Genomic DNA, 15,115 nt, shown 5'->3' with positions numbered 1-15,115 from the left:
AATATAGTTTTTTTTGTGTTTTCAGCAAGGTTTTAATTTTATAATTAATAAAAAAGCTGCAGGATATTTCTGCAGCTTGATTTTCTTATTTAAGGAGTATAATTAATGTCCTTTTTCTTTCATGATTCTATTCAGTCTTTTCAGCATGGAAAGTCCTAAAAGAGTAGCAAATATTAGCAATGCGAAATTGACCAGGAAATAATTTATTTTATTATCGTAATTGTACCAGGTACTGGCCAGAATTCCTGAAAGCTTGTTTCCGACTGAGTTGGCCAGGAAGAAACCACCCATCATCAGGGCCGTAATTCTTGCAGGAGAAAGTTTTGAAACAAAGGATAACCCCATCGGCGATAGACATAATTCTCCTACGGTGATCACTCCATAACTCGCTACCAGCCACCATGGCGAAACTTTTACCGCACCATTGTCTCCGGCCCAAACGGCTAATACCATAACCAGACAGGATAATGCGGAAATAAAAAGTCCGAGGACAATTTTTGTAGGTGTCAGAGGTTCTTTTCCACGCCTTCTTAAAAAGGCCCAGAAACCAACCACTACGGGTGTCAGCGCAATTACCCAAAACGGATTGATCGACTGAAATAATTCGGTGTTGTATAGATAAACTTCATTTGAGCCTGTGCCTCCCAGAGATTTGCGATCCAGATCTGAAATATTTTTAAAGTAGATATCTTTTCCTGTTGTCTTAATGGTTTTTCCGTCTTCATCCTTTTGGGACTGATATTGATCGTTGTATACAGGAACTTCTTTGTCTTCATAACTTTTTCGTTCAACCATGTAAATATCTTCCAGCGGTTTTTCCATTGAAGCGGGAACGCTTCTATCCGTATAATAATTGGCCCATCTTGTTAAGGCAGTACCATTCTGCTTGAAGACCGCCCAGAAAAACATGCTGATCATAAAAACAGATAATAAAGCTCCGATAGAGGATTTTTCTTCCGGTTTTGCTTTAAAATAAAGGGACCCATAAAAATAGATCACCGGGACACAGGCGAAAATGAAGGCATCCGTATTATCACTTCCGAAAATATTCCCGGGAATCACCCAGCCGATTGCTCCGGCAATGATAGCAGGTAGGAAAACCTTCAACAAAATTTCAGAAAGCTTGGTATCACCTTCCTGTACGGGCTTCATCTGGGCAGCATGAAGATAGTGCTTTCTGCCGATGGTAAAAATTACCAGTCCGACAAGCATACCTACCCCGGCTGTAATAAATGCTTCTCCCCAGCCGAATTTATTCCGCATAAAGGCTGCGATAATATTGCAGATAAAAGCCCCGATATTAATCCCCATATAGAAAATATTGTATCCGGAATCTTTATTGGCTTTATAAGGTTCTTCAGAATACAGGTTTCCGAGGAGGGTAGAAATGGTTGGTTTGAAGAAACCGTTCCCAATAATAATTAATGCTAATGAAGAATAAAATAACGTCAGGTCTTTGAAAACACCCATCCCGATATATCCGGCAGCCATGAGGACCCCTCCGATATAGATGGATTTGATATAACCCAATACCCGGTCAGCGAGAAAACCACCGATAAAAGGCGTAAGATAGGTAAGTGCAATGTAAGTCCCGAAAATATCGTCTGCCGTTTTATCGGGAAGCCCGAGACCGCCTTTGATACCGGCCGGTTCGATGACATACAGTACAAAAATTCCAAGAATCAGGTAGTAACCGAAACGTTCCCACATTTCCGTAAAGAAGAGGAAAGGCAATCCCTTAGGATGTTTAGTCTTCATAGGTTCAAATTTCAAATTTCACAAATATAGAATTTTAAAAATAATAATCGGATTTTATTAACTTTGAATCGATATCCTTGTATTGTTCAGAAATACAACTGCTTAAAAATACTATTAAAATTGATTTTGCAGATTTCATTGAACAATTTGAAAGAGATTATTTAACTTTGAATTAAAATAATAGGAGAAATGCAGATTACAGTAAAAGAAATAAATAAAAATCTCGAATCGCTTCCTAAAGAACTTTTTGAGCAGGTAAATGATTATATCGACTTTTTAAAATCGAAATACGGTAAAGTTCATTCTGAAGATTGGGCGGAAAATTTATTTGATCATCAAATAGAATCTGTGAAACAGGGGCTTGAAGATGTTAAAAAAGGGAGAACATTAAATCACGATACGGCCATAAATAGAATACAGGATTATATTAATTCAAAAAAATAATCATGGAAATCATCTGGTCTGAAGAAACATTTGAAAATTACATAAAAGTAATTGATTACCTATTGGAAAACTGGACTATGAAGGAAGTCGAAAGATTTGAAAATAATTCTTTAATTTACAAGGAGATAACTAGTAAAATTTTTCTCATCACTATTATTCACAACAGAAGTTATCATATCTATTAAAATAAAAATCGTTGTTAGCATCTAACAACGATTTTATATATACTTTCTAAACTACAGATTCTCCAGAATAAAATCAGTCATTTTCTGATACAGTTGAGGTCTGGTCTGGCCGCCGTAAATGCCGTGGTTTTTATCCGGATAGGCCATGAAGTCGAACTGTTTTTTGTTCTGGATCAAGGCTTCCGAAAACTCCATGGAATTCTGGAAATGCACGTTGTCATCAGCCGTACCGTGGATCAGCAGGAATTTCCCTTTCAGTAAATTCGCGTATTCGGTCGGGGAGTTTTTATCGTAGCCGTCCGGGTTCTCCTGAGGCGTTCTCATGAATCTTTCCGTATAAACGGAATCGTAATATCTCCAGTTCGTAACCGGTGCAACCGCGATTCCCATTTTGAAGACATCAGCACCTTTGGTCATGGCAAGGCTGGTCATATATCCTCCGAAGCTCCATCCAAACATTCCGATTCTGGTTTTATCGATGTACGATTGGTTCCCGAACCATTTGGCAGCGGTAATCTGGTCTTCAATCTCATATTTACCAAGATCCATATAGGTAACTTTCTTGAATTTCGCTCCCTTATACCCGGTTCCACGGCCGTCTACACAAGCAACCACATAACCTTTTTGCGCCAGCATTTCAAACCAGATCCCGTTTCCGTTATCCCAGGAATTGGAAACCTGCTGGGAACCCGGGCCTGAATACTGGAACATAAAGAGCGGATATTTTTTATTTTTATCAAAGTTTTTAGGCTTAATAATCCAGGCATTCATCTGGTCTCCGGCTCCGTTTGGAATGGTGATGAACTCTTTATCCACAAAGTTGTCGGCCTTCAGTTTCTGAAGCTGTGCCTCATTGTTCTGAAGCTCTTTTACGGTTTTTCCGTTTCCGTCCTTTAAGACAAAAGTATACGGTTTTGCAGCAGTGGAAGACGTTTCAATGAAGTAATTGTAGTTTTTGCTGAAATTGGCGGAATTATTTCCTTCCGCGTTAGAGATCAGCTGGGATTTACCGTTTTCGATATTTACTTTGGAAATCACTTTGTTGATGCTTCCTTTTTCGGTCGTCTGAACGTAAATCTCTTTGGATTTCGGATTGTAGCCGTAATAATCAGTTACTTCCCAATTGCCTTTCGTTACCTGTTTTTTCAGTTTTCCATCCTTGTCATACCAATATAAATGTCGATTCCCGTCTCTTTCGGATGCCCAAAGGAAAGAATCGTCCTCCAGGAATTCAAGGGTTGGGCTGTCGGTATCGATCCACTTCTCATCGGTCTCTGTAAATAATTTCTGAACCGCTCCGGTTTTGGTATTCACTTTTAATACATCGGAAGCATTCTGGATTCTCTCGGAAGTAATCAGGACGATTTCATCCGCTTTGGCGGTCTGGAATACATTGGGGATGTAGTAATTTTTAAATGATCCCAGATTCAGCGGAATCGTTTTCCCGTTGTCCAAACGGTATAACTGTGCCGAAACAACAGAATTTTTTTCTCCTGCCTTAGGATATTTGTAACGCATTTCCGTAGGATACAGCGTTTTCCCGTAAATCGGGATATAAATTTCCGGAACCTGGCTTTCATCAGATTTTACAAAAACAATGGCATCGGAATTCTTCGTCCATTCATACTGTCTTGCATGTCCGAACTCTTCTTCATATACCCAGTCTGCCAGACCGTTCAGGATAGCATTCTTCTTTCCATCGGTGGTGATCTGGGTGATTTTACCGCTATTCAGATCCTGGTAGAACAGGTTATTGTCTGCAATAAAAGCAACTTTGCTAGCATCAGGAGAGAATCTCGGTTCCTGTACGGTATTCCCGTTATTTAGGCTGGTTACTTTTCCTGATTTCAGGTCTTTTACCTCGAATGTGCCTAAAAAAGAATGCCTGTAAATCGGCTGGCTTTCTTTCAGCAGAAGGATTTTGGATTCGTCATCCGAAAACTCATAGCTTTCAAAACGTCCGTCTACAATATTTCCCTCTTTCTGGGAGGTTTTGTAGGAATATTTGGCGATGCCGCCCTGTTCGATCACCAGATAGTTTTCACCGTTTTTCATAGATGTAATTCCGGCAATACCTTTTCCACGGTAATATCCTGAATATATTTTATCTAAAGTGATTTCCTGAGCAGATAAGCTTTGAAATGCTGCAGCTACTGTAAGGGTAAGTAAGAATTTTTTCATTTCTAATTTTAAAGAATTCAAATATAATAATTTTATAAGTGTCGAAAAAAAGCATTTTGTGACAAGTTCTTTGGCAAAAGAATTGAATATATTTAAAAACAACAAAATCAAATAATAATTATGGAAAAGAATGCTTACGACCAGGAACTGAACCGATACGAATTCGAGGATCAGATTATATACACCGGATTTTCAAGCTATGAAGATGCTGAAAGCTATGCACAGGAGAAAGGTGGAAAATTGGTGGAAGTAGGATTCAGGGATGGAAATGATAATCCGGCCATTACCAGTGAAGGCGGATTATTGGAGAAAAAGCTGCATTATTATGTAGATGCGGGAGATGAATACAAATTTATCCACTCTTCAGATCCCGGCTTCAGAGAATATGCAGATGAATTGCAGAAGATCAAAGCAAAACAGTTACAGTCACCACCGGATGAGCGGTACCTGGCCAATTTCGAAATTGAAAATGCCGAAGACCCGATCGTAGTCATTAAAAACGGCCATTTTGAGTCGGTAACTTCAAGAGAACGGTCAAAGTATCTGAAACAGGCTCACGTTTACGAGATTGGTGTTTCTATGTCAAAATCTTAAAACAATAATATCATGAGCAAGACCAAATATTCAGAAAAGGCTCAGGACAAAGTAGGAAAGGTAATGCACGAATTCAAGGAAGGAAAATTGAAATCTTCTTCCGGCGAGAAAGTAAAAAGCAGGAAACAGGCCGTAGCCATCGGTATTTCCGAAGCAAAAGAAAAAGGCTTAAAAGTGCCTAAAAAGAAAAAAGATTAATCAATGATTTTTAAAAATTTGTTTTACGTATGTAAAGCAGCTTTTTTTTATAGAGTACAAATAAATTGAGGAGTAGTTAGAATGGATAACTTTTAATAAAAAAGTTAATCCGTTAGAGTTCGTTTTCGAAAATATCAAGACAAATATTATTTGTTGAAGATATAAACCATTTCCAGAAGTATATTAGGTATTTTCAATATAAGAACCAGCGGAGCCAAAGGCTCCGCTGGTTCTTATATTGCTGTAAATGTTGCTTTTCTTACTGCTGATTATAAAGCAGCCTGTAATATTCATCCGCCATTCGGTCACTGTTGAACTGATCTTTCACATCGTTCATCGAATTGTACTGGATTTTTCTCCATTGATCTGGCTGGTCATAATAAGCAGGCAGAATTTCATTTTCAAGGATTTCGTATAATTTATTCAGATCATAATTATCCTGTTCATAAACGCTCATGTTTTCGTAATCACATTTAGGTACCACAAAGGAATTTTCACCATGTTTGGCAAATTCGGGAATCCATCCGTCATCTGTGGAAAGATTTACCGAACCGTTCATGGCCGCTGTCATTCCTGAAGTTCCGGAGGCTTCTCTCGGTACTCTGGGGTTATTCAGCCACAGATCAGAGCCTTGTTTCAGGGATTTGCTCAGAGAAAGCTCATAGCCTGTAAGTACCGCGAGGTGTTTATTGTTTTTGCTTTCTTCCACCAGGGAATTGAAAGTGGAAATTGCCGAATAATCCATCGGATAAGGTTTTCCGGCCCAGATCATTTGGATCGGATACTTAGGATGGTTCAATAATTTATAAAAACGGTTCTTATCGTGCAGAAGAAGATCGGCGCGTTTGTATCCGGCAAACCTTCTGGCCCAGACAATAGTGAAAATATTCGGATCAAATAAATTTCCGGTTTGGTCGGCTACAATCTTAAAGAGTTTTTTCTTCAAATGCTTTTTACGTTCATCGAAAGCCGTTTCGTCATTGTCGTCTTTGGCTTTATACAGCGGTTGGTCTGCCCAGTATTTAAATTCCTGTGCATTCGTAACCGAAGTGATTTCACAGATTCCCGGATATTTGCTCCACATCTTCCTGGATACGTCGCCGTGAAGCTGAGAAACGCCGTTAGCTTCCCTTGCCATTCTCAGGGCGCATAACGAATGGTTGAAACGGTCGTCGTCCGAGCCTTCGATATGCTTCACCTCCTGCATGGTTAAACCTGAAAAATAAGACATGTCATGGCAGAGTCTTAAATTGTGCTTTTCATTTCCTGCTTCTTCCGGAGTATGGGTGGTGAAAACAAGTTTTTCTTTAACCCTATTCAGATTACCGTTGTATTTTTTTAGTAAATGAAAGGCTGCAGGAAGTCCGTGGGCTTCATTCAGATGATAGACATCCCTTTCGATGTTCAGCTCGTCCAACAGCTGGGCGCCGCCTTTTCCAAGCAAAATGTATTGTGCCAGCTTCGTCGCTTCATTGGCATCATAAAGTTTGTGGCAGATGGTTTTTGAAACATGATCGTTCTCAGGAACATCCGTGGAAAGGAAAAACATCGGTGCCGTATGGAAAATTTCAGGATCGAGATACCATACTTTTACCCAAACCGGTGCACTGTGGATTTCAATCTGGAACTTGATGTTCGTATCCTTCAGGAAACTGTACATTTTTTTCGTCCAGGTCGGCTGCAAAGTCTGGTCATGGTTTCTGGCCTGATCGTAATAGCCGAACTTCCAGAGAATCCCTATCCCGATAAGATCCTGTTTCAGGTTATAGGCGCTTCTCATATGTGAGCCTGCCAGAAATCCAAGTCCTCCGGAATATATTTTCAATACCTGCTCAATGGCAAATTCCATTGAGAAATAGGCTACTTTTTTAGAATATTGCGGATTTACCTCAAAGGGTACTTTAAAATTTTTAAAATCCATGCATTTAACAGTTTATAAGTGAAGAGGCAAAGGTATCATTATGAAGATAAACTTTATATTAATTATTTTATAAATTAAATCTGAAGTGTATTTCGAATAATTTTTTTCTTTACCTTTATTAAGTAATTTTTTGATAATCAAAACTTCATGATCTGAAACCGGGAGTTTTATGTGTTCCATAACAATAATATTTTAAGCACATGAAAAAGACATTTTCTGATGAAGATTTAATTAAAAATCTAAGTTTATACTATCTGAACCGGCATTTAAAAAAAAGGCCGATCGAGAAATATCACCGTACCATAGATGCTTCCCCGCTTCACGACCGGGAAAAGTACAAAAAGAAAGCCGAAATTTTATTGCTCAATTCTTTTATGCATCATTTTCCTGAAGTTAAGTTCGAAGATTTGACCTGTGAGAGCCCGGATTTCATTGCAAAATTTAATAATAAAAAAATCGGGATCGAGCTTACCGAGGTGATCAATCATCTTGAAATGAAAAAAATGGAAAGCAATCTCAACAAGATTTTCCGTCAGGCAGAAATAGTATTGGAACAGGAAGACACTACGAAATATCGTGGTGTTTATTTTTTGGAATTCCACTCCAGCATCAGGCTGGATACCCTGGAAAACCAACAAGAAATCATCCTTAATATTTATAAAAGCATTAAAAGGGGAAAGCCTGTCGGAAATGTGAAGAGCGTCAGGAAATCTTCCCACCGCAGAAATGTTTTTATTACGTATGAATACAATATGGGCCTGTTTGATGAGCTGTGCTCTGAGAAAATCGTGGAGCTCATTGAAAAGAAAAACGAGAAATTCCCATACTACGATACCTCAGTGGATGAATGCTGGCTGGTGATTGTTTCGGATATGAATTCCATTGCGTCACGATATACTTTTATTCAGGATCAGGAACATCTGCAGCAGGTAAAAAGCCCGTTCCATAAAATCTTCCATCTGGATAATCTTTGTGGAAATATTACAAGCATTAAATAAATGTTATAATAATCATATTTTTTCGTGGTATTTATTGAAGTATTCGTGTTAATTTAGTGTATTTTAATTTGAATTGTTTATATTTGAAAGGCGATAAATGATCTCTTTTAACAATAATCAAAAACTCCGAATGATATGAAGAAAACTCTATTACTTCTTTTCTTTGTTGTTTCCCATATCCTCTTTGCTCAGGCAGACTGTGCCACGGCGCTTTCCGTTTGCGGAAACTCAAATATTACCTATTCTCCAATGGGCATTGGTGCCGTTAATGAAAACCTTGGCGGCTGCCTTTCTACCGGTGAACATAATTCCATCTGGTATAAATTTACCATTGCGACCGGCGGTACCCTTACCTTTGATCTCGTGCCTAACTCTTCTGATGCGGATTACGACTGGGCGATCTACGGACCGAATGTTAGCTGCGGAAGTTTAGGGACACCGATACGGTGTAACGCGGCAACGGTGATCGGGGTGGGAGCCTCAACCGGAATGAATATGACCAGTACCATTACAAGTGCAGCTGGGGGTTCTCTTACGCCATACTGTCAATATCTTAATGTACTCCCGGGACAGACCTATTACCTATATATCGATAACTGGGTAGATGTTACCAATCCGACGATGGCACCCTTTTCTTTAACCTGGGGCGGCACGGCAACACTGGCTTCTCCGTTTACGGATCCTGCGATACAGACGCAGCCCTTCATTCCGCCGGGAACACCGGCTGCAAATCCTGCGAATCCCAGAGAAATCATTATCTGCCAGAACCCGACGGTTTTTAATTTCAATACTTTATCAGCAGGAATTTTAAATGGAAATACGAATTTTCAGATCAGTTATCACAGCTCACAGAACGATGCACTATCAGGAGCCAATCCTATCTTAACACCGATCACGGTGAGTACGACCACAACCTATTATTACAGTGTGCATTATCAGGATCCTTCCAATCCGAACAATCCGATCAATTCATGCAGGCAGGTAGGCGCATTCAAATTTAAATACGGAAATATTTCCGTGAATAATGTGACCCTGTTCAGCTGTAACAACAATAACGCCGGAACCGCAACGTTTGATCTTACTTCGGCGGCCGTGTTCAGTGATCCTACAGCGACCAAGCAATATTACCAGTCGATGGCTGATCTCAATGCGGGAACCAACCCGATCGTTCCGGCCAATGCTTTTGTATCCGCTGAAGGGACAGTTTATGTAAAAGTGACTTCTCAGTACGGCTGTACGGCTGTCGCGCAGATTACGCTGAAATTTTATCCTGCAATCGTAGTGACGGAAGCTACCTTGAGATCATGTGCTATCGAAGTTACGCCTTCTGTGGCTTTGTTTAATTTATCAACTGCAGCCGTAACTTCACAGACGCTGCCGAAAAAATATTATAAATCGCTGGCCGATGCACAGTCTGGAAGCAATGAAATTATTGGCTTTTTGAATTACATCGCTCCAAACAGCGTCGTGTATGTAAAAGTAACCGATACCAACGGTTGTTATGCCATTGCAAAAGTTAACCTGATCGTTATTCCGCCGGTCTATTCGCCGGTTTTAAAAGATAAAATTATCTGTATCGAAGATAAAACGATACTGGATGCAGGTCCCGGATTTACCGCTTATGAATGGAGCACGGGGGCCACTACGCAGACCATCAGCAATGTAGCGGTAGGTACCTACTGGGTAAAACTGAAAACCGGAGAATGTATCGCCACACAGACCGTAAAAGTATATGCCTCCGAAGAGCCTGTAATCTCTGATGTGGATATTAAAAACAATACGGTTACCGTCAATGTAAAAGGCGGAACTCCACCGTACCGCTATTCCATGGATGGTGTGAAATGGCAGGATTCCAACGTGTTTACCAATGTGCCCCGCGGCGATAATCATATCTATGTAAAAGACTCGTATGACTGTGATCCGATCGACATAGATATCGTTGTTCCGAATCTTGTGAATATAATTACCCCGAACGGAGACGGTGTAAATGACGTGATCGACTATTCTGCACTGGGAAATAAACAAAACCTCGTATTCAGTATTTTCGACCGTTACGGCAATAAAATGTTTGAAGCCAACCGGTTCAACGCTTACAAATGGGACGGCACCACCGGAGGAAAAAAAGTCGCGACAGGCACCTACTGGTATTCCGTTTCATGGAATGAAAATGATAAAAAGAATACCTTATTCAAATATTCAGGTTGGGTAATGGTAAAAAACCGGGAATAATTTTATGATTAAAGAAAGCCGTCACCTTGTGGCGGCTTTTCTTTTGTAAAATTTCTTACCTTAGTTACTTAAAATCTAATCTCATGAAAGATTTATTCATCAAACGTTTTGGAGTATTACAAAATGTTGGGCGACCAGGCATTCTCTCAGCTTTCGGAGGAAGAGATATTCTGGCAGTTTAACGGCGAAAGCAATTCTATAGCCGTTATTGTAAAGCATATGGCCGGGAATATGCTGTCGCGTTGGACCAACTTTTTAACCGAAGACGGTGAGAAATCCTGGAGAAACCGGGATGTGGAATTTGTCAATACATTTAAGACAAAAGCTGAAGTTTTAGATTATTGGGAACAAGGATGGACCTGTCTTTTCGACGCACTTAATCAAATTACGGAAGAGAACTTATATGCAACCATTTATATCAGAAATGAAGCGCATTCTGTAATCGATGCCGTATTCAGGCAGCTTGCGCATTATCCTTATCATGTCGGACAAATTGTTTATATCACCAAAATGAGTAAAAACAGCGATTGGAAAACGCTTTCCATTGCCAGAAATAAGTCCGGGGAATTTAATGCTGTCATGAGAAACCGGTTTTCCGAGGATGATTTTGGATCAAATTCTTCACCGGTCTGCTATTAGAACAGTCCCGAAGTGAGGGATGAATATAAGCAATAGAATGAATCGATTTCAGATTCATATTAAAATGATTATCTTTGCACCCACAAAATTCAGAATCAATAAATGTCTCAATTTCACAGAACTGCCGCATTTCATACCCTTGGCTGCAAATTAAATTTTGCGGAAACATCTACCATTGCCCGTCAATTGACAGATGCCGGTTATGAGAAGGTCGGTTTTGATGATAAAGCAAATGTGTATGTCATCAACACCTGTTCGGTAACTGAAAATGCAGACCGCGAGTGTAAGCTACACGTAAAAAGGGCCATGAAAGCCAATCCGGAAGGCTTGGTAGTCATTGTTGGCTGCTACGCTCAGCTGAAGCCTGAAGAAATTTCGCAGATCGAAGGTGTCGACCTGGTATTAGGCGCAAAAGAAAAATTCAATATCCTGAGCTACCTTGATGATCTTGAAAAGTCTGAGAGTGAAGGAATTGTTCATTCCTGTGAAATTGAAGAGACTGATTTTTTCATCGGAAGTTATTCGATCGGCGACAGAACCCGCGCTTTCCTGAAAGTTCAGGATGGGTGCGACTATAAATGTACCTATTGTACGATTCCTCTGGCAAGGGGGATTTCGCGTTCCGATACCATTGAAAATGTCCTGAAAAATGCAACGGAAATTGCAGCCCGAGACATCAAGGAAATTGTTCTTACCGGGGTAAACATCGGTGACTACGGAAAAGGAGAATTCGGAAATAAAAGACACGAACATACGTTCCTGGATCTGATTTCCGAGCTTGATCAAGTGGAAGGCATCGAAAGAATCCGTATCTCTTCCATCGAGCCGAATCTTCTGAAAGATGAAAGCATTGAACTGGTTTCTAAAAGCAAAAGCTTTGTGCCGCATTTCCATATTCCGCTACAATCCGGAAGCGACGACTTATTGAAGAAAATGAAGCGCCGTTATTTAACGAAACTGTATTACGACAGGGTCCATAAGATCCGTGAGGTAATGCCGCATGCCGCTATAGGGGTTGATGTGATTGTTGGTTTTCCCGGAGAAACGGAAGAACGGTTTATTGAAACCTACAATTTCCTGAACGAGCTGCCGATCACTTATCTCCACGTCTTTACGTATTCTGAAAGAGAAAATACCGAAGCCGCAGATATGGAGGGTGTTGTTCCGATCCCGGAAAGAAAAAGACGAAACAAAATGCTCAGAATTCTGTCCGAAAAGAAAAAAATGGCCTTCTACCAGACCCAGCTCGGAAAAACACTTCCCGTACTTTGGGAGCATGAAAATAAAGACGGCAAAATGTTCGGCTTTACCGAGAACTATGTGAGGGTGCAGAAGGATTTCGATCCGTCTTCGGTTAATCAGATCGAGTTGTTGAAACTCGGGAAAATTGAAGCTGACGGTACCGTTTCCGTAATGAATTCCTTTGAAAGTTTCCTGGAGAAGATTTAATTTTATCTCTTCTTTCTTATTTAAATCTGACCTTCCTGTTTTCAGAAGTAAATCCATTTCTTTTTACGATCTGTCCCAGTAAACTGGATTTTGCTGTATTTCCATTAAAAATAATGGACTATTTCAGTATTTCTGATCTTTCTAATCATCCTTATATCAAATTAAATTTTTTTAACTTTGAGTAAATTCAACTTGATATGAGAGATAAATTTTTGCTTTGGGGAGCCATCGTATTGGCAGTTGCCTGGGGTGTTGCTTTTCTAATAAAAGCGGATTGGTGGATTCCTTTTTTTCTGACCATCATTTATGCCATAGGCGTATATAATGTCACCCAAAGCAAACATGCTATTTTAAGGAACTTCCCGGTGTTGGGCTATTTCAGGTATTTTTTTGAAAGTATCTCCCCAGAAATGCAGCAGTATTTTATCGAACGGGAAACCGATGGGAAACCTTTTCCCAGAAACCAGCGTTCTGCCGTTTACAGACGTGCTAAAAACTTAAGTGACACCGTACCTTTCGGGACACAGCTGGAAGTCAATCACCGGAAATATGAAGGAATCAAGCATTCCATCTATGCCAAATCTCCTATTGAAGAGCTTCCGAGAGTTTGGGTAGGAGGGGAGCAATGTACTCAGCCTTATCATGCTTCTTTATTCAATATCTCGGCCATGAGTTTCGGGGCGTTAAGCGACCGGGCACAGATTTCCCTGAACAGAGGAGCAAAAAAAGGAAACTTCTATCACAATACAGGAGAAGGAGGAATTTCACCGCACCATCTTGAAGGCGGGGACCTCTGCTGGCAGATCGGGACCGGATATTTCGGGTGCCGTGATGAAGAAGGAAAATTCAACCCCGATTTATTTAAAAAATATTCTGCGATGCCTGCCGTTAAAATGGTGGAGATTAAGCTGTCACAAGGTGCAAAACCCGGTCATGGAGGCGTTTTACCGGCAGTTAAGAATACTCCTGAAATTGCGAAAATCCGTCACGTTACCCCTGGAATGACTGTTCTTTCACCACCATCCCATTCCGCTTTCTCGGATGCGGCAGGCCTGCTGAGGTTTGTGCAGCAGTTAAGAGAGCTTTCAGGAGGAAAACCGGTCGGATTCAAATTATGTATCGGCGATACCAAAGAGTTCGAAGATATCTGCGTACAGATGAATGTTCTGAAAATTTATCCTGATTTTATTACCATTGATGGTGCAGAAGGAGGAACCGGAGCCGCGCCGCCGGAATTTTCAGATGGGGTCGGAATGCCGCTGGAGCCTGCCCTTATCTTTGTGAACCGGACACTGAACAATTATAACCTAAGAAAAAAATTAAGGGTGATTGCCAGCGGAAAGGTTTTAACAAGTCTTGATATTCTGAGAGCCATCGCCATGGGTGCAGATATGTGTAATAATGCAAGAGGATTTATGTTTTCTTTAGGCTGTATTCAGGCACTGAGATGTAATAACAATAAATGCCCGACCGGCGTCGCTACGCAGGATAAGATGCTGGTTAAAGGATTGGACGTTACCGATAAAGCAGAAAGGGTGTACCATTTCCACAAAAATACATTGCATACCTGTAACGAACTGATTGCTGCGGCGGGACGAAGTTCTTATGAAGAAGTGGACGCCACCATGTTTATGAGAGGCGATGAGTTCGATCACCTTTCGGATCTGTATTTCCCGGATATCTTAGGGAATGTAAAACATAAAGCAAGATCTTAGAAAAGACCATAAAAAAAGCACTTCGTCGTGAAGTGCTTTTTGTTTTATTGATCGATTGTAGGCCTTACGTTGGCTTTATAAATCTGGAAATTAAACACAAACGAAGTATTTTTAAGCGAATATCCTACATAATTGTAATGGTCGTTTCTTCCAAAAGCTGCTCTCGATGGTACAATGATTACCCCTTGCAAATTGTAAGCATCTCCGTCGGCCATATTTTGAAACCCTTTAAAATATTTCAAACCTTCCTGAAGACCTTCAATTTCATAATAGCTTCTGTCTTTACCTGCGGTATCTTTAATAGTCTTTTTAACATAATAGAACATTGGATCTGTTACGGGAGAACCGCTGCCGTTGATGGTATTCAAAAGAACTCCGGAGGTATTGAAAGCGATATTGCCGTCGGTATTCGTTGCTAAATAGTAGTTGGCCCTCATCATCGTTCTGATTTGCGTAGCAGTGGCAGATTCAGAATTGGTATCTAAAGTAACTCCCGTTGAAGGCTGCGCCCCGTTTCTTACAATATAAATAACTCCTGATGGAAGTGTAACCGGACTAAGTTCAGATAACTTTTTCTCATTATCGTCTGAAGCATCTGTAGAGCTAAATGCTTTTATATTTCCCTGTACATCCAGATAATTGTCGTTCATGAACTTCTGGATGGCCTGATCATCGTATGAATTTCTTACCGCCACATCATCCGGTTCTACAAATGTTTCAACTTGATCATCCTTTTTACATGCCGTGAAACATAGAGTGCCAGCAAGGATATATAAAAATATTTTTTTCATTTTTCAAAAAACT

The 15,115-nt window shown here is 40.3% G+C and carries 12 protein-coding genes; 8 read left to right on the top strand and 4 right to left on the bottom strand.

Annotation, left to right across the window (positions count from 1 at the left end; genetic code table 11):
- Positions 1-102: 102 nt before the first annotated feature.
- Positions 103-1,758, bottom strand: coding sequence for a peptide MFS transporter (locus QE422_RS17995; protein WP_307461466.1), 1,656 nt, complete (start codon positions 1,756-1,758; stop codon positions 103-105).
- A 189-nt stretch (positions 1,759-1,947) separates the two neighbouring features.
- Here QE422_RS17995 and QE422_RS17990 point away from each other — a divergent pair, with 189 nt between their 5' ends.
- Entirely contained in the window at positions 1,948-2,202 is a 255-nt protein-coding gene (locus tag QE422_RS17990) for a hypothetical protein (RefSeq protein ID WP_307461464.1), read from the top strand.
- A gap of 236 nt (positions 2,203-2,438) precedes the next feature.
- On the opposite strand, the gene QE422_RS17985 is transcribed toward QE422_RS17990, so the two are convergent.
- Positions 2,439-4,568, bottom strand: coding sequence for a S9 family peptidase (locus QE422_RS17985; RefSeq protein ID WP_307461462.1), 2,130 nt, complete (start codon positions 4,566-4,568; stop codon positions 2,439-2,441).
- Positions 4,569-4,688: 120 nt separating this feature from the next.
- Here QE422_RS17985 and QE422_RS17980 point away from each other — a divergent pair, with 120 nt between their 5' ends.
- Together QE422_RS17980 and QE422_RS17975 are read left to right on the top strand one after the other, a co-directional pair.
- On the top strand, positions 4,689-5,162 hold the full coding sequence (locus QE422_RS17980) for a hypothetical protein (RefSeq protein ID WP_307461461.1): 474 nt from the start codon (positions 4,689-4,691) through the stop codon (positions 5,160-5,162).
- A gap of 12 nt (positions 5,163-5,174) precedes the next feature.
- Entirely contained in the window at positions 5,175-5,360 is a 186-nt protein-coding gene (locus tag QE422_RS17975; protein WP_307461460.1) for a DUF6496 domain-containing protein, read from the top strand.
- Positions 5,361-5,619: 259 nt separating this feature from the next.
- Here QE422_RS17975 and glgP read toward each other — a convergent pair whose 3' ends face one another.
- The gene (glgP, locus tag QE422_RS17970) at positions 5,620-7,281 is read right to left on the bottom strand and encodes an alpha-glucan family phosphorylase (protein ID WP_307461458.1); all 1,662 of its coding nucleotides are present in this window, start codon (positions 7,279-7,281) and stop codon (positions 5,620-5,622) included.
- A gap of 200 nt (positions 7,282-7,481) precedes the next feature.
- Between glgP and QE422_RS17965 the strand changes: the two genes are divergently transcribed.
- From QE422_RS17965 to QE422_RS17945, 5 genes are all read left to right on the top strand, one after another.
- Positions 7,482-8,279: a hypothetical protein gene (locus tag QE422_RS17965; protein ID WP_307461457.1), complete on the top strand. Its 798-nt coding sequence runs from the start codon at positions 7,482-7,484 to the stop codon at positions 8,277-8,279.
- A gap of 135 nt (positions 8,280-8,414) precedes the next feature.
- On the top strand, positions 8,415-10,508 hold the full coding sequence (locus QE422_RS17960; protein ID WP_307461455.1) for a gliding motility-associated C-terminal domain-containing protein: 2,094 nt from the start codon (positions 8,415-8,417) through the stop codon (positions 10,506-10,508).
- A gap of 108 nt (positions 10,509-10,616) precedes the next feature.
- Positions 10,617-11,147 carry a DUF1572 family protein gene (locus tag QE422_RS17955; RefSeq protein ID WP_307461453.1) on the top strand — a complete coding sequence of 177 codons (531 nt, stop codon included), beginning with the start codon at positions 10,617-10,619 and terminating at the stop codon, positions 11,145-11,147.
- A gap of 102 nt (positions 11,148-11,249) precedes the next feature.
- Positions 11,250-12,596: a tRNA (N(6)-L-threonylcarbamoyladenosine(37)-C(2))-methylthiotransferase MtaB gene (gene mtaB / locus QE422_RS17950; RefSeq protein ID WP_307461451.1), complete on the top strand. Its 1,347-nt coding sequence runs from the start codon at positions 11,250-11,252 to the stop codon at positions 12,594-12,596.
- 197 nt (positions 12,597-12,793) lie between these two features.
- On the top strand, positions 12,794-14,311 hold the full coding sequence (locus tag QE422_RS17945) for an FMN-binding glutamate synthase family protein (RefSeq protein WP_307461450.1): 1,518 nt from the start codon (positions 12,794-12,796) through the stop codon (positions 14,309-14,311).
- Positions 14,312-14,355: 44 nt separating this feature from the next.
- Here QE422_RS17945 and QE422_RS17940 read toward each other — a convergent pair whose 3' ends face one another.
- A complete protein-coding gene (locus QE422_RS17940; RefSeq protein WP_307461448.1) occupies positions 14,356-15,102 on the bottom strand; it encodes a hypothetical protein in 747 nt (248 codons plus the stop codon).
- Between the last annotated feature and the right edge of the window lie 13 nt (positions 15,103-15,115).

Source organism: Chryseobacterium sp. SORGH_AS_0447, assembly GCF_030818695.1.
Taxonomy (GTDB): domain Bacteria; phylum Bacteroidota; class Bacteroidia; order Flavobacteriales; family Weeksellaceae; genus Chryseobacterium.
The sequence above is the reverse complement of the archived record's forward strand: the minus strand, read 5'-3'. Positions and strand labels throughout refer to the sequence as shown.